Source organism: Streptacidiphilus sp. PAMC 29251, from assembly GCF_054208735.2.
In genome coordinates this window covers 8,701,626-8,722,178 of the sequence record NZ_CM135725.2, presented here as the reverse complement: position 1 = coordinate 8,722,178, position 20,553 = coordinate 8,701,626, and the positions used below count along the sequence as shown (strand labels likewise).

Below are 20,553 nucleotides of genomic sequence, written 5' to 3'. Positions count from 1 at the left end.
TCGATGACAGAGGCAGTAGAAGTCGATCCGCTGGCCGCGGTGCTGCGGCCGGTCCGTTCGGGGAACACCTTTGAGGAGACGGTCCAGCGGCTGCTGCAGCTGATCCGGCTCGGACTGGTGCCCGAGGGCGAGCGGCTGCCCCCGGAACGGGACCTCGCCGAACGGCTCCAGGTCAGCCGGGTGACGCTGCGCGAGGCCCTCAAGGTCCTGCAGGACACCGGGCTGCTCGAGGTCCGCCGCGGCCGCTACGGCGGCGCCTTCGTCCGCCGTCCCGGCGGTGACCCTCTGGACGACCCGGCCACGGCGGACGGCAGCGAGCTGCGGCGGCGTGCCGGGCTGCTCGGCGACCGACTGGAGGACACCCTGCTGTTCCGCGAGGTGCTGGAGGTCGGCGCGGCCGAACTCTGTGCGACACGCCCGCCGGAGGGCGCGGAGGCGCAGCGGCTGCGCGACTGCCTGGCCGCGACCGCCGAGGCCCCGCTGGCGGACTACCGCCGCCAGGACACCCGGTTGCACCTGGCCGTCGCCGAGCTGTGCGGCTCGACCTCGGTCGCCACCCAGTACGCGGCCGTCCGCGCCACCGTCAACGACCTGCTCGGCTGCATACCGCTGCTGCCGCCCAACCTCGAACACAGCGAACGGCAGCACCGGGAGCTGGTCGCCGCGATCCTCGGCGGCCGGCCCGACCGCGCCCGCACGGTGATGCGGGAGCACCTGGCCGGCACCGCGGCCCTGCTCCGCGGCTTCCTCGCCTGAGCCCGAATCCACCGGCTGATCATTTCGGGGTTGCTCTCCTGCCCGTGGACGGTCGGCCGCTGGGGGCAACAGGTTGAGGGTGTGCGGTAGCCGCCGTGCGCGGGTCGCGGCCTGTCCGAGGGGTTGTGCGGGGTCGGGAGCGGTTGGTGGCGCTGTCGCCGGTGGCCGTCGGGCCGTCGCGGTGCGGGATCTTGTGGCGGTCAGGCCGCCGGGCGCGGCGGTGGGGAGTGGACGGCCTCGAACAGGGCGGTGAAGGCGTCGCGCCAGGGCCAGTGCTCGGGCAGATGCACCGTCAATTTGGTGCGCGCGGTGCGCGCGAGCCGGGCCGGGACGTGGACCAGGTGGGCGCGCAGGGTCGCTGTGGTGGCCTTGGCGTGGAAGACCGAGGTCAGCGCACCGGCGGCCCGCAGCAGGTTGTGCGACATCGCCCACAGGGTCAGCCACGCGGCGTTGGCCTGGAAGTTCCCGGACGGCAGGTGGGCCAGAGGCCCGGACTTCCCGTCCGCGATCACCTGCTCCACCACGGCGTGCTGCCGGTGGTGCAGTTCCGCCTGCAGCACCGCGAAGGAGCTGTCGGTGAAGACGGGGTGGTAACGCCAGGCGGTGAACAACTCGCCCTGACCCTGGGCCACTTCGGCGTTCAATCGGCGGACCCGGCGCACGATCAGCCGGGCGGTGACGTGCTCGGACTTCCTTCGGCCGGTGAAGGCGGTGTAGGGGATCTCGGCGACCTCGGCGTCGGAGACCATCTCGCCGGTGTCGGGGTCGACGAAGGCGTCCGGGTAGCGGATCGCCGTCCAGGACTCCTGCGGGATGCGGGAGATCGCGCCCGCGATGGAGGGGTTCATGCCGGTGGTCAGGGAGAATCGGGCGCCGGCCCGGCGGCAGGCGGCGACCACGTCGGCGGTGTAGAACTTGCTGTCCGCGCGGACCAGGCGGATCCCGGTGCCGCCGGTCTCCTTCGCTATGGCCAGGGCCTCGCTCACGAAGCTCTCGGCTCCGCGGACGTCGGCGGCCTTGCCGCGGCGCAGGCGGACCGCGCCGATCACGGGCCGGGCGATCGGGGTGGACAGGGTGGCCAGGATCGGGTGCAGGGTGCGCTGGCCCTTGAGGCGGCCGACCTGCGCGCCCTGCTTGGCGTGGCCGTACACGCGGCGGTGGGTGGGGTCGATGTCGATGAACATCAGTGTGTCGGCGCCGGGCAGCAGTGGGGTGCTGCGGGCCAGTCGGGCCAGGAAGTCGCGGTGAACGCGGTGGAGCTGGCGGTTGTGGCCGTGGGTGAAGGAGCGCAGGAAGGTGCCCAGGGTGGAGGGCGCGCGGACCGAGGTGAAGGCGCGGTCCATCGCGCCGTGCCGCAGCCGCGCCGCGTCGTCGATGCTGTCCGCGCCCGCGCACATCGCGCTGATCAGCGACATCACTTTGGCGGCCGGGTTGGCTCCGCCGCTGTTGTCGGCGCCCTCGATGCGGAGCGCGGACGCGGCCAGTTGCCGCAGGCCGGCCCGCTCGGCCAGCCGGACCAGCGACAGCAGCCCGGCATCGGCGATCAGGTTCGGCTCGTCGAAGACGGCGGAAACCGCTGTGGCGGCATGGCAGGATTGCATCTCGCGGATGTTCTCTCGTTCTGGCGACTTGGTTCTGTAGGAAGTCCCATCGTCCCAGGTCAGAGGGCATCCGCGTCGTTATGTCCAGGCCTCGGACAGGTCATTCATCGGTGGATTCGGGCTGAGGCTGTCCTCTGCTTCTGCTTCTGCTTCTGCTTTTTGGCATGGGAGGATCCACCACGTGTCCCGTCCGCTGATCGGTATCACCACGTACCTCACCCCCGCCGGCTGGGGCGTCTGGGCCGGGAAGCAGGCCGTCCTGCTCCCGGTCCAGTACTCCGCGCAGGTCCAGGCCGCGGGCGGGATCGCCGTCCTGCTCGCCCCGGACGACCCGGCCACCGCCCCTGACGTGCTGTCACGGCTGGACGGACTGGTCGTCAGCGGCGGCCCCGACGTGGACCCGGCCCGCTACGGCGCCCAGCCCGACCCCCGCACCGATCCGCCCGGGGTGGAGCGGGACGCCTGGGAGCTGGCGCTGATCACGGCGGCCCTGGCCCAGGGGCTGCCGCTGCTGGGCATCTGCCGGGGCATGCAACTGCTCAACGTGGCCTGCGGCGGCGATCTGGTCCAGCACCTCCCGGACCTGGTCGGACACGAGAGCCACTCCCCCGCGCCGGGTGTCTACGCGGCGCACCCGGTCACCCCGGTCCCCGGCACCCGGCTGGCCGACGTCATCGGCGCCGAGCCCCGGAACGTGCCCACCTACCACCACCAGGCCGTACGCCGCCTGGGCAGCGGACTGACCGCGAGCGCCCACCACGGCGACGGCACCGTCGAGGCGGTGGAGGGCCCCGGCTTCACCCTCGCCGTCCAGTGGCACCCCGAGCAGGGCTCCGACCTGCGCCTGGCCGAGGCCCTGGTGCACGCCTCGACCCGGCGTCTGGTCCCGAACCCCGCCCCGGTCCCGGTCCCGGTCGCTGCTCAGTTGGGGTAGCCCGGGTTGCTTGGCAGCTGGGCTAGCTGGGGTAGGTCACCCCGGTCAGGCTCTCCGAGACGGCCCACAGGCGTTCCTGGGCGGCCTGGTTGTGGGCCGGCGCGATGGATGCCTTCAGGACGGGAAAGCCGCGGGTCTCGAACGGGCCGTCCGGGCCGTAGTAGTGGGCGCCCCTGACCAGCGGGTCGGTGGCGGCGCGCAGCGGCGGCAGCGCGCCGAGGGCTGGCGGCTGGACCAGGGCGGCCGCCCCGAGGCTGTACAGCGTCCGGACCGGCGCCGGCAGGTGCCGGACGAGTTCGGTCGAGGAGAGGCCGGGATGCGCGCCGACGGCGATGGTCGGCGCGTCCGAGGCGGCGAGGCGGCGCTGCAGGGCGTACATGAACATCAGGTTGGCCAGCTTGGACCGGCCGTAGGCGTCCATCCGGCGGTATCTGCGCTCGGACTGCAGATCCTCGAAGTCGATCCCCCTCCTGGCCATCTTGTGGGCCAGGCTGCTGAGCACGACCACGCGCGAGCCCTCGGTGCCGGTGAGCAGGTCGAGCAGCAGACCGGTGAGCGCGAAGTGGCCCAGGTGGTTGGTGCCGAACTGGAGCTCGAAACCGTCGGCGGTGCGGCTGTGCGGTGGGACCATCACACCGGCGTTGTTGATCAGCAGGTCGAGGTGGTCGAAGCGCTCGTGCGCCTCGGCGGCGGCCTCGCGTACCGAGGCCAGCGAGGCGAGGTCCAGGGCCAGCAGCTCGGTGCTGCCGCCGATCTCCAGGGCCGCCGCCTTGGCCTTGGCCGGGTTGCGGCAGGCGAGCACGACCGTGGCCCCGGCCCCGGCCAACACGGTGGCGGTCTCCAGGCCGAGGCCGGTGTTGGCGCCGGTGATGAGCACCGTCCGGCCGGTCTGGTCGGGTACGTCGGCGGCGGTCCAGGCCATGCGGCCCTCCTGAAGTGAACAAGTGCGATGGTGCGACACGGGCGCCCTCAGCCTGGTGCGCGCCCGAAACACTGTCAAGAAACACCAATATGCGGCGTTGTCGTACCCGTACGGCATGATGCGGAGCATGACCGCAACCCCGCCCGCGAGCCCCGCCGCGACCGCGCCCCGGCTGATGCTGCTGGACACGGCCAGCCTGTACTTCCGCGCCTACTTCGGCGTGCCCGACTCGATCCGCTCCCCCGACGGGCAGCCGGTCAACGCGGTGCGCGGGATGCTGGAGTTCATCACCCGGCTGGTCCACGACCACTCCCCGGACCAGCTGGTGGCCTGCTGGGACGCCGACTGGCGGCCGCAGTGGCGGGTGGACCTGATCCCCACCTACAAGACCCACCGGCTGGCCGCCGAACCCACCACCGAGGGCCAGGAGGAGGTCCCTGACACCCTGTCACCCCAGGTCCCGGTGATCGCAGCGGTCCTGGACGCCCTCGGCATCGCCCGCATCGGCGTCGCCGACTACGAGGCCGACGACGTCATCGGCACCCTGGCGACCCGTCACCCGGGCCCGGTCGACGTGGTCACCGGCGACCGGGACCTGTTCCAACTGGTGGACGACGCGCGGGGGGTGCAGGTGCTCTACCCCCTCAAGGGCGTCGGCTCGCTCCAGCACACCGACGACGCCCTGCTGATCGAGAAGTACGGCGTGAACGGCACCCAGTACGTCGACTTCGCCGTGCTCCGCGGCGACCCCAGCGACGGCCTTCCCGGCGTCGTCGGCATCGGCGAGAAGACCGCCACCAAGCTCATCGCCCAGTACGGCGACCTCGCCGCCATCCAGGCCGCAGCCGCCGACCCGGACAGCAAACTCACCCCGGCCCAGCGCAAGCGCATCATCGAGGGCGCCGACTACCTCGCCGTCGCCCCCGAGGTCGTCAGCGTCGCCACCGACATCCCCCTCCCCACCTTCGACCCCGTCCTCCCCCGCGAACCCCTCGACCCGATCACCCTCGAAGAACTCTCCGAACGCTGGGGCCTCGGCACCCCCATCAGGCGCCTCCTCGACACCCTCGCCCAAGCGGGAAAGTAGGTCAGCACCCCATGGTTCAACACCGGCGCCCGGATCGGGGCCGGCCCGTCACCCCGATGATCGCCGTGAGGAGTCAGGTCGTCAGTACGAGTCGGCCCGGCAGGCCGCCGGCCTCGGTTCGGTGGTGGGCCTCGGCGGCCTGCTCCAAGGTCAGGACTCCGGCGACGCGGGTGGTGAGCTTCCCGCTCGCCAGCCGTTCCAGGATTTCCCTGAGCCGGGTGCCGTCGGGCGCTCCGCGGACGGCGGTGACGCGGATGCCGCGTTCGGCGGTAGGGATGCGGGCCTGGGTGACGGAGACGAAGGAACCGCCGGTGCGCAGGGCCGGTAGCAAGGGGGCACCGTCGATCAGGGTGCCGGCGATGTCGAACCCCAGGACGAAGGGCGGGGCCAGCTCGCCGAGCCGACCGGAGGCCTGTCCGGAGCGGATCTTCAGGTCTGCCTGATTGACGGTGGTCGCGGCCATGCGTACCCGGACCACGCCGGGTCGTGCTTCGGGGTCGGGGCGCTCAGCGGGCCGCAGGACCTCGGGACCGCCATAGGCGTGAACTTCGATGACACGCACGGTGTTGTTCTCTCTCCGGGGTGATGGATGGTCAGTGCGGGGCGGGGCGGCCGCTGAGGCAGTAGGTCGTCGGGGGTGCGCACTTGGGGACCAGGTAGTGGTGGGCGAGGGCGCCGAGGGCGGCACCGAGCAGTGGTGCGGTGAGGTAGGCCCACAGGTCCACGGTGTTCCCCGAGACCAGGGCCGGTCCCAGCTGACGTGCGGGGTTGGCGGCGCCGCCGCTGACCGGGCCCAGCAGCGCGATGATCAGGCCGACCGCCAAGGCGACGGCGTAGGGCATGGGCCGGACGTACTCGGGGTGGACCAGGAAGAACCCGACGAGCAGGGTCACCGCGGTGAAACTCAGTACTTCGATGGCGAAGACCCCAGCGGCAGGAAGGTGAGGGGAGGGGAGGGCCAGTCCCCCGCTCAGGGCCGCTTCATCGAGCACCGGACCCCACACGAGGCGGCCCAGGGCCGTACCGGCCAGCGCACCGACCAGCTGGGCCGCGAGGTACGGGACGACGGCGCGGCCGGGGAAGGCGCGCATCAGCCACAGGGCGAGGCTGACGGCCGGGTTGAGGTGGGCACCGGACCTGCGTCCCGGCGGGCTGAGGATCAGTCCCAGCAGGAAGAGCGCGACCAGGACGCCGATCACGGCCAGTGCCGTGTGCAGGTCGGCGATGAAGACCGGGGAGGCCGGGTCCAGCAGCCAGCGGACCGCCGTCACCACGACGAACATCAGGGCCGCCGTCAGCGCGCATTCGATCCCGGCATACGACCACGGCGCCGTGCCGGGCCCCGGCTCCGGCCCCGGCTCCGGGGCCCGGCATGGCTCCACGGCGGTCAACGTCTCGCTCAACCCCAGGTCGTTTCACCGGTGGCGACCTTGCTGCCCCGTTCCAGGGCCACGCCGAGCCCCAGGTCCGGGTAATGGCGCAGCATCGCGGCGCGCAGCGACGCGGAGTCGGCCGCTCCGGCCAGTTCCTTGTCGAACGCCGCCAGATAGGCACGGTTGGCGTCCACCACTGAGGCATCCATGGTGGCATCTGCGGCGGCGTGCCCGGCTACCACCAGTTGTGGATCCAGTCCTTGGACCTGGGCCAGGACTTCGTCCCATGCCGCCCGCTCGGCGGCCGTGGGCGAGTCCGCGGTCCACGCGTGCAACTGGGCCCACAGCAGTGCCCCGCCGAGTACGGCCCGGTCCTCGGGCTGCCACACGTACTCCGTGCGCCACTGCAGGTCCGGATGCCCGCCGCGGATCTCGAAGGGGTGGCCCTCCAGTTCGAAGCGGTCCGATCCCACCAGGGTGGGAATGACCACGTCGGTCGCCAGGTTGGCGCCCAGATGGGCCCAGGTCTGGAGCTTCTGCTGCCAGGTCGCCTCGATCTTGGACAGGGTCGCGGGCGTGCAGACCACCTTGACGTTCGGGAACGCCTGCCGGACGACCTGCAGACCGAAGTAGTAGTCCGGGTCGGCGGCGCTGACGAACACCGTCGTCAACTGCTTGCCCGAGTCGATGACATCCGCCAGCACCCGGTGCTGCTCGGAGAGCGTGAACTGACCGTCGATCAGGAGAGCCTCGTGCTCGCCCGTCACCAGAACGGATGTCTTGCTCATGCCGGGCTCACCGGCGGTATGGACTCTGTAGGACAGACCGGACGACATTATGAGACCACCCTTTCCGAACTCTCAAAACGGACCAGCGGATATCGCCTGCCCTGCATATTCAATCTCATAAACGGATCTTTTCGTCAGCTTTGACAGCCCGTGTCCGGAGCGCGGGAGGACGGACCCAATACCGCACATCGTTCATCCGGTCGGGATTTCATCATGAGAGCGCTCGACGAGTGAATCAATGCGCGTTCCGCTCATCCTCCTGCGTCAAACGCTCGCGCTGTGGCCCGGCGTATTCGCGTGGCCGATACTGGTCGCATGGATGTACTCCACGACCACCTCGCGAGGGCACGGGCTTCCAGCGCCTCCTTCGCCCGGACGGTGGCCGAACCTCCGTGGGGCCTGCGGCTGAGCGGGTCGATTCAACTGTCCGTGCACGCGGTCGTCCGTGGCAGGGGATGGTTGTGGCTGGACCGTCCCGCCAGCGCGGTGGAACTCGTGCCAGGTGAGGTGACGCTCGTGCGCGGCGGCCCTGACCACTGCATCGGGCATGAGGCGGGCGCCGATTGCCTCGAACCGGAGGAGTTCCGGGCTCGGCACAGGAAGGACGGGAAATCCCAGGACCCGCGGGCGACGGTCTTCCTCTGCGGTGCCTACCGGTTCTCGGGCGACATAGGCAGTGGCCTCCTTGAGGCGCTGCCGCAGGTGCTCACCCTTTCCGCCGCGGTCGGCGATCCACTGCGGGACGTGATCACGCTGCTGTCCCATGAGTTGGCCACTCCCCAACCCGGTCAGACCACGATGCTGGACCGACTCCTCGATGTCCTCCTGATGCTCGCCATCCGCAACGATTTCCGTAACAGCCCGACCGCCCCCCGCTGGTGCCGGGCATCCGCGGATCCCAGACTGGGCGCGGCGCTCCAGGCCATTCACGAGAACGCCGGCCATCCCTGGTCGGTGTCCGAACTCGCCGCCATCAGCGGTCTGTCCCGGGCCGCTTTCGCTCGCATCTTCCGGGACGTCCTCGGTCAGACCCCGATGCACTACCTGACCGACTGGCGGATGGCGCTGGCCCGGGACCAGTTGCGCACCGGCGATCTCGGCATCACCGGCATCGCCCGCAGCGTCGGCTACAGCTCGCCGTACGCGTTCGCGACCGCCTTCCGCCGCCACCACGGCGAACCGCCCGGGACCTGGCAGCGAACGGAGCAGCTGCGCACGCAGGCAGGACACGATCGAGGTCCCACCGCCGGGTGAGTCATGCTGTGTTCAGTGGGGCTGTGTTCAGTGGTGCTGTGTTCACCGTTCCGCCAGTCGCCGTAGCAGACTTGCCCGATGGCGAGGATCGGTGGCCACGTCGACGGCTGTCCAGGTCAGGGCCAAACCACCGTCGAGTATCGCCCGATCCGCCGACATTGATCAGCAGTTCATCGATCCCCGATCCGACCGACGCCCGGTCCCGCGGAACGGACTCCACGGCGAGCGTGCGGGTGGAGTGGGCCAGTCCACCCGTCCGCCCGGTTGCCCGGGAGACTCCGGCAGGAGCGGCCAGGTGATCACCAACGCCAGCCCCACGGCGGCAGCGGGCACCCACAGCGCAACCGTGGGACTGTCCACGGAACGGGCGATCAGCCCGCTGCCCACCAGGCCCACCGCCATACCGCCCACCACCAGCAGCAGGCCGAACGAACGGCTCATCCCGACCAGCACTGACCCGAGCAGAACGACAGCGAGGTTCCAGCGCAGGATCCGGCGATGCCTCCGTCAATTCGCGCAGCAACGGGGAGAGGAAGCCCTGGGTGATTCCGCTGGAGAGTTCAAATGGAAGCGGAACGCCCTCAAGAGTCATTCCTGAATCATGAGAGCGCTCGACGAGTGAATCAATGCGCGTTCCGCTCGCCCCATTGCGTCAAACGCTCGCACCGTGTCCCAGCGCATTCGTTCCTGCATTGCCGACGTATGGCGGGTCATCAAAGTTGATGGGTCGTCAGCTTTCCGCGTGCCCTTCGGGTGGTTGCGCAGTGTGATCGCAGGCGTTGGCTCCGGCGGTTTCGGAAGCCGTAGGCCTTGCGGGCTTCGAGCTTGATCACGCGGTTGTTGCCTTCGGATGCGGCGTTCGTTATGCCGGTTTTGATGTAGTTCTCGATGCCGTGCCACCACTGGTCGACGGTTTCGGCGAGGGTGACCAGTTCGACCAGGTAGGGGCGGTCGGCACAGAAGGCCTGGAAGCGGTAGCGGGCGGCGGAGACCGCGGAGCGGTCGGGAAGGACGTGGGCGTGCTTGGCGGTGAGCCGCAGCAGGTCGCGCAGGAGCTCCTTGGCACGCCAGCCGTCGAGGATCTGCTTGCCGTAGGTACCCATATCGGTCAACTCGTCGGCAAGCGTGGCCAGTTCTGTGGTGGTGAGGTCTTCCTTGTTGCGGCGCAGGAGCTTGCGGACGCTCCAGACGGGGTCGCCCTTGCGGGCGCGGCGGCCGTGGTGCCTCCAGGTGAGGCGGCGGCGCAGGTCGGCCAGGTGGCGCTGGGCGAGCTGGACGACGTGGAAGCAGTCCACGACGATTCGGGCGTGGGGCAGGGCGGTGCGCACGGCGGCGCGGAAGGTGGCGCACAGGTCGATGGCCACGTACCTGACCCGCTGTTTCCAGGTCTCGGGCTGGAGGGTGAGCCAGGCGGCGACGGAGGCGGCGTTGCGGCCCTCGACCTGCCCGAGCAGGCCCTGGCCGCCGACCGCGTCGACGAAGCCGATATGCCAGGCGTCGGCGACCAGTTCCCATGTGCCCGTTTCGGGGTTCTCCCGCCAGACCGGCTTGCCCCTGCGGGTCTCGTCGATGCCGACGGCCTCGGTCACGGGCGGCTGATCAGGCAGGACGAGCTCGGCGTACTGTTCGAAGGCAGCTTGGGCAGTGGGCCAGGAGATGCCCAGGTCACGGCCGGCCTGTACGACCGTGCGGCCGTCGTCGGCCACCACGCGTCCGGCCTCGCGCCGCAGCGCGCGGGTCAGCCGGGCCCCCGCTGGCACCTCGCGGACCTGCTCGGTGAACGAGCCGCGCGGGCACAGCGGTTCCGCGCAGAACCAACGGGACTTGTGCCAGTGCAGATCCACACGTCGTCCACCGTAAGGAAGTTGGCGGGGGCGGGTGAGACGTGGGCCCTTCCTCGTCGTGGAGAGCACTCCGCACTCCGGGCATGCCCGCGCACCCTCGTCCACCGTCGCCACGTGCACGACGAGAGCCGGCCCGACCTCCTCCACCTTGATCACCCCCAGCCCCTCCAGGCCCAGCAGCAGTGTCGCGTCCGTATCGGCACAGGTATCGTTGATGTTCGAGCCCGCAGGTGTTCGTGATCGGTTTCTCTAGACAAGAACCATGATCACCAATCCCTGCGGGCTCCTTGCATCCGGGGCACACCACACCCGGCATCGTCACCCAACGTGACAGTCAATTGGCTCAAGCCGCTGACGGCCCATCAAGTTTGAAGACCCCGTATGGCGGGACCTCTTGATTGGTCGACGGCAGTGCGGCCGGGGCGTTACCGTCTCCGCCATGGAGAACATGATCGTCGTACCGGGCCTGGGTGGTTCCGGGCGTGCTCACTGGCAGTCCTACTGGCTCCGTGACCGGCTCGGCGCCGTTCGGGTCGAGCAGCGGGACTGGGAACGGCCGGACCGGGACGAGTGGGTCGCCGAATTGCACGACACGGTCCAGCGGGCCACAGGACCGGTCGTGCTGGTCGCGCACAGCCTCGGCTGCCACACCGTCGCCCATTGGGCTCACCGACACCACGCCCAGGTCCGTGCGGCGCTGTTGGTGGCGCCGCCCGATATCGACCACTCGGCAGCCCACGGCGCACCGATCGCCGGCTTCGGCCCGCCCGCGGCGGGCCCCCTGCCGTTCCCGGCGGTCCTGGCGGCCAGCAGCACCGACCCCTGGGCAGAGATCGGCTCGTCCCGTCTGCTGGCCGAACAGTGGGGCGCACGGTTCGTGGACCTCGGCGACGCCGGCCATGTCAACCCTGAAGCCGGCTTCGGTCCATGGCCTCAGGGTGAGGATCTCCTCCGAGATCTCCTCACCGAGACCGCCGGCTGAGGCCACACCTGAGTCATTCGGCAACTGCGGCACCAGGTCGATGAGTTCGCGCAGCGCCGCTCATGGACAGGTCGCCAGTTCCTGAACAGCAGTGCGGTTTGTGCAGGTGCTCTACCCCCTCAAGGGCGTCGGCTCGCTCCAGCACACCGACGATGCCCTGCTGATCGAGAAGTCGAGAAGTACAGTGTGAACGGCGCCCAGTACGGCGCCCTCGCCGCCTTCGACCCCGCCCTCCCCCGCGAGCCCCTCGGCCCCATCGCCCTCGAAGAACTCTCCGAACGCCGGGGCGTCGGCCCCCCCCCGATCGTTCCTGCCACCTGCAGAAGGGACAAGGCGATGGATCCCGATATCCGGACCAGGGCCGGAATTGAGGAGCACTGGCAGGCATCGGAACGTGGGGACACCGAGGCCGAGCACGCCATCTACGCTGCGGACGCGATCCTCGACTACCCCCAGTCAGGTGAACGATTCCGGGGCCGCGAGACGATCGCCGCCCAGCGTGGCGGCCACCCTGCCAGTCGGCACTTCACGGTCCACCGGATCACCGGCAGCGGAGATCTGTGGGTGAGCGAGTGCGTCATCACCTACGACGGAGTGCCCACCCACACAGTGAGCACCATGGAATTCGCGCACGGGCAGGTCGTGCACGAGACGCAGTACTTCGCGAACGCCTTCGGTGCACCCGAATGGCGGCTGGCACTCGCCGAGCCGATGCCGGGCCGGGCCATCGCCAGGGCCTGACCCAGAGCCTCCTGCCCCTCCGGACAGGGCCCAGCGCTGGTTGTTGTCGACGCGGGTGCCGAGTTCGAAGGCCCGGCCGAGGCCAACGCAGAGCACGACCTCGCGTCCTGCCGACGGAGTTCAGTCGACGGAGTTCAGTCGACCGCGTTCAGTCGACCGCGTTCAGTCGACCGCGTTCAGCCGTGGTAGAGGGCAGCCACCTCAGCGGCTGCGGCGGCGAGTTCGGCTCGGGCCTCGGGCGGGTCGAGAACCTCGACGTCGGCGCCGTGGACCAGCAGGGCGCGGACTGCGGGTAGGGCGGGGAAGCCCAGGTCGAGCGAGGTCCAGTCGGCGCCGGGGGTCGGCTGCACGGGTACACCGAGCAGGTTGGCGGACTGGAGCCGCAGGAACATGTCCAGCCGGGTGCGCCGGACCAGGCAGCGGACCAGCACCTCGTCCGAACTGCGCTCGACCTGCTCGCGCAGCACGGACCAGACCTCGGCCAAGCCCTGGCCCGGACGATGGCGGACCGGTTCGGCCGAGGTGGCCGCGGAGCGGACCCGGTCCGCCCGGAACAGCTGCGGCTCGCCGTCCCGGTCGGCGACCAGATACCAGACCCCGGCCTTGCTGACCAGGCCGTACGGGTCGACGGTGTAGCCACGCGGCTCGGTGCTGCCGCTGTGCTGGTACACCAGCTCCAGCCGGCGGTCGGTGAAGACGGCCTGCTGGAGCTCCGCCAGCTCGACGGCCGCGGGCGCGGCGGCGCGCCAGCGAGCCGGGTCGACCAGGATGCGTTCGCTGGTGCGTTCGGCGTCGGCACGGTACGGCGCCGGGAGCGCCGCCATGACCTTGCGCAGGGCCGAAGCGATGGCACCGCCGAGACCGAGCGCGTCATGCGTCCCGTCGGCGGTGAGCACGAACAGCGCCCGTGCCTCGTCATGGGTCAACCCGGTCACGTCGGTGCGGTAGCCGGCCAGCAGGCGGATTCCGCCGTTGCGTCCGCGCTCGGTCCATACCGGCACACCAGCCGTGGAGAGCGCCTCGACGTCCCGGTAGACGGTACGGACCGAGACCTCCAGCCGCTCAGCCAGTTCCACGGCCGTGACCCGGCCCCGGGTCTGCAGCAGCAGCATGATCGAGAGCAGTCGGTCGGCCTTCATGGGAACCCAGCATAAAACCTGACGGACCATGTCAGGTTTCAGCGGGACGGTGGTACCAGGCAAGCACCGAGACCTCCGGAGGACAGTCCCATGAGCAGCACCACCACCCAGCACCGGTCCGCCGTCAGCCTGCACCTCCCGGCGCGGCAGCCCTTCGACTTCGGCGCCTCGCTCGCCTTCATCGGCTCCTTCCCGGCGATGACCGGGCAGCAGGGCTCCTCGGGGGCGGCGCTGACGCTCGCCCTGCGCGAGCACTCCACCACGCTGGCCGCCCGGCTCACCGCCGCGCCCGGAGGCACCGGTCTGGACTGCGAGCTGACGGCGGACGGCCCGATCGACGGGCCGACTGCCCGTGCCGCCGCCGACCGGCTGGGCTTCTACCTCGGCCTGGACGACGACCTGTCGCCGCTGTACGCCACCGCGCGTCACGACCCGGCATTCCAGCGGGTGACGGACCAGCTGTACGGCTACCACCAGGTCAAGTTCCCTTCGCCGTTCGAGCTGCTGTGCTGGGCGATCCTGTGCCAGCGGGTTCCGATGCCGGTGGCCAGGACCATGAAGCAGGCTCTGGTGGAGGCCGTGGGCAATCGGATGGAACGGGACGGCCGGGTGCTGTGGGCCTTCCCGGAGGCCGAGCAGTTGGCGGCCCTGGACGAAGACGAGCTGACCGCCCTGATAGGCAACCGGCGCAAGGCCGGCTTCCTCCACGGCTCGATCCTCCGGTGGCTGGACCTGGACGAGAACTTCCTTCGCGGCGGCGACCACGGCACGGTCCGCGAACGCATCCTCGAACTGCCCGGCATCGGCCCCTGGTCAGCGTCGTTCCTGATGATCCGCGGGCTCGGACGGATGGAGCACATCGCCTACGACCGGGAGTTGGCCCGCGCCGCCTCCCGGGCGTACGGGCACCCGGTCGACGAGCCGGAGTTCCGCCGGCTCGCCTCCGGCTACGGCGAACTGCAGGGCTACTGGGCGCACTATCTGCGGGTCGCCGGCTGAGCCGCGGTCGGCACGGAGAGCTGGCGGCGTGCGTGCGGGGTTGCTCCATTCCCTGGTTGCACCACCGGCGCTGGTTCCTTGCGCCATAGTTGGGACAAGGAAGTTGGCAGGGGGGAGCTTTCATGATCGAGCAGGCGTACGTTCAAGCCGGGGACGTGACCACCCCGGCGATCGCGACACTGCGGGCTCGGATCTCGCAGGCGATCGACAACACGGTGGCGGCCGGCGCTCTCGACCGCCTCAAGGTCTGGCTGCAGATGCCGACCGATTCCACCTTCTTCAACGGAACGCTGGACAAGCTCTGCGGGGAGCGCGCCAAGGACGTGGGCGACCGGTTGAGCCCCGGCGCAGGGGGACTGTACGACCCCGCCGATCTGTCGGCGGCGTTGGACATCGCGGCCAAGTGGACAGCGATCAGCGACATCTTGCACAGCGACCGCGCGGTGACCGTCAAGGGTCCGACAGGGCACGTGGGCGGAGCCAAGAGCACGTTCAACAACAAGGACGGCACCGGTTTCCACGTGATCGTGCTCCTGGCCACCGGGCAGGAGCTCGGCGGACGCCACTTCTTCCTGGGTTTCGACCCGGACGTCAGCGCCACGACGGAGTCCCGGAATGCGTGGATCCCGTTCGCCCTCGGCGGCGCCGGCACCGTCGCGAAGGTGTCGGCGTTCACTGACGCGAAGTGCGCCCAGGTCATCAAGGCCATGATCCTCGGCAACGCGCAGGCCGGATTCGGCCCGCTGGTCCGGAAGTACTACGTCGACGCGGCGGCGTCCTTCCCCGCGATCATTCGCGGCTAGGAGTCGGGGGCGGGCCTCGGCGGGACGGGACCGCGGTGCTCAGTTGGCCGCGTCGGCGATGGCGTCGAGGGTGCGCAGGGCCTGGTCCGGCAGAGCGATCGTGGCCGCGGCGATGTTCTGCGCGAGGTGGGCACGGGTGGAGGTGCCGGGGATCAGCAGCATCGTGGGCGAGCGGTGCAGCAGCCAGGTCAGGGCGATCTGCCGCGGCGTGGCACCGAGGTCGTCCGCGACCTGTTCCAGGGCCTGGGCCCGAAGCGGCCGGAATCCGCCCAGCGGCCAGAAGGGGACGAACGCGATGCCCTGCCCGGCGCACCAGTCCACCAGGGCGTCATCCCGGCGGTACGCGATGTTGTAGTGATTCTGCACCGCGACCACCGGCGCGATCCGCTGAGCAGCGCGAACCTGCTCCCTGCTGACGTTGCTGACGCCCAGACTGCGGATCAGACCCTGCTCGCGCAGCTCGGCCAGAACCGTGAACGGCTCGACGATGTCCTCGGCCTCGAGGGTGTCGGTCATGCGCAGGTTCACCAGGTCCAGCACCTCCAGGCCCAGGTGGTCCAGGTTGTCGTGCACCGCCTGCACCAGTTCCGGGCGCGACAACGCGGCCGGCCACCCCCGGTCCGGGGTGCGCCGCGCGCCGACCTTGGTGGCGATGTGCAGGCCCTCGCGGTAGGGGTGCAGGGCCTCGCGGATGAGCCCGTTCACCAGGTGCGGGCCGTAGTAGTCGCTGGTGTCCAGGTGCGTGATCCCCGCCTCCACCACCGCACGCAGCACGGCCAGCGCCTCGTCGCGGTCGCGCGGCGGGCCGTAGGCCATCGGGCCGGCCAGTTGCAGCGCGCCGTAGCCGACGCGGGTCACGGTCAGGCGCGGGGTGCCGCCGGGCAGTACGTCACTCATCGCGAACTCCTTGCAGAAACGTGGGAGACGCCGATCCGGTCGCCTCGGCGGAGGCGTGCTCGGGCCTCGTGTCACCACTGTGCTGGCCCACCGGGAGATCCAACGGGAGAAGGCAGCAGAACCGAACTAAACTTCCATCTCGATGTCTCGAACCTTCCTATACTTCTGTCATGGATCAAATTGATCGGCGGATCGTGCAGTGCCTGATGCAGGACGGGCGCGCGTCGTTCCGCGACATCGCGCAAGTCACCGGCGTCTCGGAACAGACCGCGGCACGGCGCTACCGCGCCCTGGTCGCCGACGGCGCGGTCCGCGTCCGCGTCCTGCCCGGTCACCGCAGCTCGCGTGATCAGACCTGGTTCGTGCGGGTCCAGTGCCGGCCCGACGCCGCCGACGCCCTGGCCGACGCCCTGGCCGCGCGCGAGGACACCGCCTACGTCAGCGTCACCTCCGGCGGCTCCGAGATCGTCTGCCAGACCCGCAGCGACCCCAGCCACCCCCACGGCTCCGTCCTGCACCGCCTCCCCCGCACCGCCAAGGTCCTGGGCTTCCACGCCTACGCCGTGCTCCACATGCACCGCGGCACCGACGCCAAGTGGCGAGCCTTCGGCGAGCCCCTGACCCCCGCCGAGACCGCCGTGCTGCACCACCGCGACGACTCACCGCCGCAGCCCGAACCCGGCTCGCGCACCGAAGTCCTCAGCGAGACGGACGCCCCGCTGCTGGCGGAACTGGCACGCGACGGACGCACCGGCGTGGTCGACCTGGCACGCGCGACCGGCTGGTCCAAGACCCGCGTCTCCACACGCCTGGAGGAACTGCTCGACGGACAGGCCCTGCGCCTGGCCGTCGACCTCGCCTACGCCCGCTTCGGCTTCCACGCCACCGCCTACCTCTGGCTCACCGTCAACCCAGGTCAACTCAGAGCCACCGGGGAAGCGCTGTCCCGCCACCCCGAGACCACGTTCGCCGCCGCCGTCACCGGCTCCGCGAACCTCCTGGTCACCGTCACCTGCCGCACCATGGACGACCTCTACACCTACGTCACCGACAGAGTCGGCTCCCTGCCCGCCGTCGCCCTGGTCGACGTCGTCCCGGTCCTGCACCGCCTCAAGCAGGCAGGCACCCGGATCCACCAAGGCCGCCTCACCCGCTCATAACAGCAGGTGCTCGACCCGATCAAGGGCGAAGCAGGCCGTGACCCCGTTCCGAAATGATCAGTTCATCCAATGATGACATCTCTACCCATTGAACCGGGGTGGCCGTTCTCCCTACAGTGACACGTGTCATCTCGTGCGCGTAGCCACTCAGGAGTCAGCGTGAATCCACTGAGCCGTCGAACATTCGTGGCCGGCGTCGCCGGAGCCGGTGGCGTTCTCGCGGTCGCTCCGGCCATGCCCGCCGGCGCCGCGAGCGCGTTGGGCGCCGCCAGTACCGCGAGCGCGGCGACGGACCGCGCCAGACCCAAGATCACCGCGTATGTGACGCTCTCCCCCGCAGCGAGCAGGGCTGCCGTCACGGGCCGGGTCTACGTCATCCTCACCCGCGACCCGACCAGCGAGCCCCGTGAACAGACCGCGGACGTCACGGACGGTGCACCGTTCTGGGGACTGGACGTGCAGGACCTCCGGCCAGGAACCACTACCTGCTTCGCACTTGACGCCTCGTCAACCGGATATCCGCTCGCTGACGCCGCCGACCTCCCGGCCGGCACCTATCACGCGCAGGCCTTCGTCAACGTGTACACCCGCTTCGCCCGGGCGAGCGGTCCCGCCGTCCACCTGCACCTGCCCGGTGGCGACGGCAACGACGTGTTCAACTCCACCGGGAACCTCTACGGACCGACCACCGCATTCACGGTCAGGGCCGGTACCGCTCCTCAGACACTCCTCCTCACCGTCGACACCGCCATCAAGCCGAGCGAGCCGGTACCGGCGGGCGGCACGGCGCAGCAGGGCAATCCGACCGACTCCAGGCATGTGAAGCACGTCAAGATCCGCAGTGCGGCACTGTCGGCGTTCTGGGGCCGCTCCATGTACGTGGCTGCCGACGTACTGCTGCCCCTGGGCTACGACGACCCGGCCAACAGGTCGGTCCGTTATCCCATGAACGTGACCCAAGGCCACTACGACCCGGATGCGCCCCGCGGATTCCTTGAGAGCGGTGCGAACGACTTCAGCAGGTACTGGCTCTCGGGTACCGCCCCCGCGTTCATCGTCGTGGCCTTCCGCCACGAGAACCCGTTCTTCGACGACTCCTACGGCGTGGACACCGCGAACATCGGCCCGTACGGAACGGCTCTGTACAAGGAGCTCCTGCCGGAGTTGGACCGGCGGTTCCGTACCTTCGGCCAGGCGTGGGCCCGGGTTCTCTCCGGCGGATCCACCGGCGGCTGGACCACGGTGGCGACCCAGCTCTTCTACCCCGACCTGTACCGGGGGGCGTGGGCGGGCTACCCCGATCCGCTCGACTTCACCGCACTCCAGTCGGTCGACCTCTACCAGGACAGTTCCGCCTACGTCACCCCGCATGCCTACCTCCACGTGGACGTCCCCTCGGCCCGGGAGATCAGCGGGCGGACCCTGTGGACGATGGGCCAGGAGAACAGCTGGGAACGTGCGCTCGGCGATCACGGGCGATCCGGAATCGGGCAGTGGGACGCCTGGCAGGCCGCGTTCTCCCCACGCGGCAAGGACGGCTACCCCGCGCCCATCTGGGACAAGTCGACCGGGACGATCGACCACGGCGTCGCCGCCCACTGGAAGCAGCACTACGACCTCGCCAGCTACATCGAAACCCACTGGAATTCGCTCCGCCACAAGATCGACGGGCAGCTCACCCTCTATGTCGGCGACGCCGACTGAACCCCGACCACTTTCGTGGACACTGGAAGTAGTTCACTCAAGTGTCAAGTGGGAAGTGCACGATGGTTTCAAAGCGGAAGAAGTACACCCAGGAGTACAAGGCAGAGGCCGTAGAGCTAGTGGTGAGCTCCGGCCGGCCCGTGGCTGAGATTGCCCGGGACCTCGGTCTGAACGAGGGAACCCTAGGAAACTGGGTAAATGCCGCGAAGAGGAGCGGAAGCATCAAAGACAAGCCGCTGACCATCGACGAGCGCGTCCATATGAAGGAACTCGAAGACGAAGTACGGAAGCTCCGCATGGAGCGGGACTTCCTAAAAAAAGCAGCGGCGTGGTTTGCGAGCCAGAACCAATAAAGTTCGCCTTCATCCTGCAAGTCCACGACGAGCAGGTCGGCAAGCCACGCCGCTTCATATATCCCATCAACTTCATGTGCAAGATGCTGGACGTATCGCGTACCGGATTCTACTCGTGGATCCGCCGTGAGGAGTCCGCACACGCACGACGCGATGTCGAACTTACCCGACTCATCATCGCTATCGACAAAGTCAACAGGGGTCGCTACGGGATCGACCGGATACACGCGCAGCTGGCCCGCCAGGGCGAGCGCGTGTCACCCAAGCGCGTCCGACGCCTGGCCAGGGCCGCTGGGCTGGCGTGCATCCATCCACGGCCCTACAAGGCCACCACCGTCCAGGATCCGGCGAACAGGCGCGGCCTGGTGGACCTCGTCGAGCGGAATTTCGTCCCGGAAAAGAAAGACCAGATATGGTACGGTGACATCACTTACATTCACACCGCAGAAGGCTGGGCCTATATGGCGACAGTCATCGACGGGTATTCGCGGAAGCTCATCGGCTGGTCGGTCGCTGACCACATGCGCGAAGACATGGTGATCCAGGCGCTAGACATGGCGATCCGAAATCGCCAGCCGGCACAGGGTGAAGTCGTCATGCATACAGACCGTGGCAGTCAGTACACCGGTAGTAAATTTCGCGACCAATGTCTTGACAGCGGAATCCTGCCTTCGGTAGGAAAGACGGGGATCTGCTTCGACAACGCCGCAGCAGAGTCGTTCAACGCAACCCTGAAAAAGGAATTGATCCACCTGCACGTGTGGACAACAATAAAGCAGGTCGGGAGTGCAATATTTGAATACACCGAGTCTTACTACAATCGACACAGGATTCAACGTGAGCTCGGCTACCTATCTCCCTATGAATACGAGAGTGGGTCCACACTAAGCGCAGCACTAGCAGCATAAAAGACTGTCTTCGAAATCGGTCGGCCTCCAGACACCTACTTCCTGAACAGTGCAGTCAACGCGTTCAAGGCCCGCGTGGACAAGCTGCCGGGGTCGAACGTCACGTACCACTTCGGACGCAACCAGCCGCACGGTTGGATTCCTTACACCGACCGGCAGTTCCACGATCTCATCGCCGACCACGTTGTCGCCAACGCACCCCTGAAGGAGAAGGCCGCCGCCGTGGCCTGGCGATCCATGGTCGCCGCGCCCAACGGCACCGGGGGCGGCCTGCTCCCCCAGTAGCCGACCCCGCGGACCCCGCGCCC

At 69.2% G+C, this 20,553-nt stretch carries 21 protein-coding genes and 1 pseudogene; 14 read left to right on the top strand and 8 right to left on the bottom strand.

Features of this window, described 5'->3' with window-relative positions:
- The first annotated feature begins 3 nt into the window (after positions 1–3).
- Positions 4–756 carry a FadR/GntR family transcriptional regulator gene (locus ACXKR8_RS41320; protein ID WP_458269650.1) on the top strand — a complete coding sequence of 251 codons (753 nt, stop codon included), beginning with the start codon at positions 4–6 and terminating at the stop codon, positions 754–756.
- 200 nt (positions 757–956) lie between these two features.
- Here the strand turns inward: ACXKR8_RS41320 and ACXKR8_RS41315 are convergent, their stop codons facing one another.
- Positions 957–2,357 (bottom strand): IS1380 family transposase, encoded by a 1,401-nt coding sequence (locus tag ACXKR8_RS41315; RefSeq protein WP_458266600.1) that lies wholly within the window; start codon positions 2,355–2,357, stop codon positions 957–959.
- A 181-nt stretch (positions 2,358–2,538) separates the two neighbouring features.
- Between ACXKR8_RS41315 and ACXKR8_RS41310 the strand changes: the two genes are divergently transcribed.
- A complete protein-coding gene (locus tag ACXKR8_RS41310; protein WP_458269649.1) occupies positions 2,539–3,291 on the top strand; it encodes a gamma-glutamyl-gamma-aminobutyrate hydrolase family protein in 753 nt (250 codons plus the stop codon).
- A gap of 22 nt (positions 3,292–3,313) precedes the next feature.
- On the opposite strand, the gene ACXKR8_RS41305 is transcribed toward ACXKR8_RS41310, so the two are convergent.
- Positions 3,314–4,213 (bottom strand): oxidoreductase, encoded by a 900-nt coding sequence (locus ACXKR8_RS41305; protein WP_458269648.1) that lies wholly within the window; start codon positions 4,211–4,213, stop codon positions 3,314–3,316.
- Between the two features lie 127 nt (positions 4,214–4,340).
- Here ACXKR8_RS41305 and ACXKR8_RS41300 point away from each other — a divergent pair, with 127 nt between their 5' ends.
- Positions 4,341–5,300, top strand: a complete 960-nt coding sequence (locus ACXKR8_RS41300; RefSeq protein ID WP_458269647.1) for a 5'-3' exonuclease — start codon at positions 4,341–4,343, stop codon at positions 5,298–5,300.
- 73 nt (positions 5,301–5,373) lie between these two features.
- On the opposite strand, the gene ACXKR8_RS41295 is transcribed toward ACXKR8_RS41300, so the two are convergent.
- From ACXKR8_RS41295 to ACXKR8_RS41285, 3 genes are read right to left on the bottom strand one after another with little or no spacing between them, the layout of a single operon-like run.
- Positions 5,374–5,862 (bottom strand): zinc-binding dehydrogenase, encoded by a 489-nt coding sequence (locus ACXKR8_RS41295; protein WP_458269646.1) that lies wholly within the window; start codon positions 5,860–5,862, stop codon positions 5,374–5,376.
- Positions 5,863–5,893: 31 nt separating this feature from the next.
- The gene (locus ACXKR8_RS41290) at positions 5,894–6,703 is read right to left on the bottom strand and encodes an MIP/aquaporin family protein (protein ID WP_458269645.1); all 810 of its coding nucleotides are present in this window, start codon (positions 6,701–6,703) and stop codon (positions 5,894–5,896) included.
- A complete protein-coding gene (locus ACXKR8_RS41285; protein ID WP_458269644.1) occupies positions 6,700–7,461 on the bottom strand; it encodes an MBL fold metallo-hydrolase in 762 nt (253 codons plus the stop codon). Before ACXKR8_RS41285 ends, ACXKR8_RS41290 begins: the two co-directional genes overlap by 4 nt.
- A 315-nt stretch (positions 7,462–7,776) precedes the next feature.
- Between ACXKR8_RS41285 and ACXKR8_RS41280 the strand changes: the two genes are divergently transcribed.
- The gene (locus ACXKR8_RS41280; protein ID WP_458275220.1) at positions 7,777–8,715 is read left to right on the top strand and encodes an AraC family transcriptional regulator; all 939 of its coding nucleotides are present in this window, start codon (positions 7,777–7,779) and stop codon (positions 8,713–8,715) included.
- A gap of 713 nt (positions 8,716–9,428) precedes the next feature.
- Here the strand turns inward: ACXKR8_RS41280 and ACXKR8_RS41275 are convergent.
- A complete protein-coding gene (locus ACXKR8_RS41275; RefSeq protein WP_458274984.1) occupies positions 9,429–10,664 on the bottom strand; it encodes an ISL3 family transposase in 1,236 nt (411 codons plus the stop codon).
- 334 nt (positions 10,665–10,998) lie between these two features.
- On the opposite strand from ACXKR8_RS41275, the gene ACXKR8_RS41270 reads away from it, so the two are divergent.
- The 3 genes and pseudogenes from ACXKR8_RS41270 (at position 10,999) to ACXKR8_RS41260 (ending at position 12,282) form a co-directional block, all read left to right on the top strand.
- Positions 10,999–11,541 carry an RBBP9/YdeN family alpha/beta hydrolase gene (locus ACXKR8_RS41270; RefSeq protein WP_458269643.1) on the top strand — a complete coding sequence of 181 codons (543 nt, stop codon included), beginning with the start codon at positions 10,999–11,001 and terminating at the stop codon, positions 11,539–11,541.
- Between the two features lie 94 nt (positions 11,542–11,635).
- Positions 11,636–11,787 (top strand): annotated as a pseudogene (locus ACXKR8_RS41265) (flap endonuclease); the annotation flags it as partial.
- 90 nt (positions 11,788–11,877) lie between these two features.
- Entirely contained in the window at positions 11,878–12,282 is a 405-nt protein-coding gene (locus ACXKR8_RS41260; RefSeq protein ID WP_458275219.1) for a nuclear transport factor 2 family protein, read from the top strand.
- Between the two features lie 176 nt (positions 12,283–12,458).
- Here ACXKR8_RS41260 and ACXKR8_RS41255 read toward each other — a convergent pair whose 3' ends face one another.
- Complete coding sequence (locus tag ACXKR8_RS41255; RefSeq protein ID WP_458269642.1) at positions 12,459–13,421, bottom strand: helix-turn-helix transcriptional regulator; 963 nt, start codon at positions 13,419–13,421, stop codon at positions 12,459–12,461.
- 90 nt (positions 13,422–13,511) lie between these two features.
- Between ACXKR8_RS41255 and ACXKR8_RS41250 the strand changes: the two genes are divergently transcribed.
- Entirely contained in the window at positions 13,512–14,420 is a 909-nt protein-coding gene (locus ACXKR8_RS41250; RefSeq protein WP_458269641.1) for a DNA-3-methyladenine glycosylase family protein, read from the top strand.
- A 122-nt stretch (positions 14,421–14,542) separates the two neighbouring features.
- Entirely contained in the window at positions 14,543–15,223 is a 681-nt protein-coding gene (locus tag ACXKR8_RS41245; protein WP_458269640.1) for a hypothetical protein, read from the top strand.
- A gap of 39 nt (positions 15,224–15,262) precedes the next feature.
- On the opposite strand, the gene ACXKR8_RS41240 is transcribed toward ACXKR8_RS41245, so the two are convergent.
- Complete coding sequence (locus tag ACXKR8_RS41240) at positions 15,263–16,120, bottom strand: oxidoreductase (RefSeq protein ID WP_458269639.1); 858 nt, start codon at positions 16,118–16,120, stop codon at positions 15,263–15,265.
- 170 nt (positions 16,121–16,290) lie between these two features.
- Here ACXKR8_RS41240 and ACXKR8_RS41235 point away from each other — a divergent pair, with 170 nt between their 5' ends.
- The 5 genes from ACXKR8_RS41235 (at position 16,291) to ACXKR8_RS41215 (ending at position 20,530) form a co-directional block, all read left to right on the top strand.
- Positions 16,291–17,280 carry an Lrp/AsnC family transcriptional regulator gene (locus ACXKR8_RS41235; RefSeq protein ID WP_458269638.1) on the top strand — a complete coding sequence of 330 codons (990 nt, stop codon included), beginning with the start codon at positions 16,291–16,293 and terminating at the stop codon, positions 17,278–17,280.
- Between the two features lie 159 nt (positions 17,281–17,439).
- On the top strand, positions 17,440–18,984 hold the full coding sequence (locus ACXKR8_RS41230) for an alpha/beta hydrolase-fold protein (protein ID WP_458269637.1): 1,545 nt from the start codon (positions 17,440–17,442) through the stop codon (positions 18,982–18,984).
- Between the two features lie 62 nt (positions 18,985–19,046).
- On the top strand, positions 19,047–19,337 hold the full coding sequence (locus tag ACXKR8_RS41225; RefSeq protein WP_458266877.1) for a transposase: 291 nt from the start codon (positions 19,047–19,049) through the stop codon (positions 19,335–19,337).
- Positions 19,313–20,245, top strand: a complete 933-nt coding sequence (locus tag ACXKR8_RS41220) for an IS3 family transposase (RefSeq protein WP_458266876.1) — start codon at positions 19,313–19,315, stop codon at positions 20,243–20,245. Before ACXKR8_RS41225 ends, ACXKR8_RS41220 begins: the two co-directional genes overlap by 25 nt.
- A 75-nt stretch (positions 20,246–20,320) precedes the next feature.
- A complete protein-coding gene (locus ACXKR8_RS41215) occupies positions 20,321–20,530 on the top strand; it encodes a hypothetical protein (RefSeq protein ID WP_458269636.1) in 210 nt (69 codons plus the stop codon).
- The last annotated feature ends 23 nt before the right edge of the window (positions 20,531–20,553 follow it).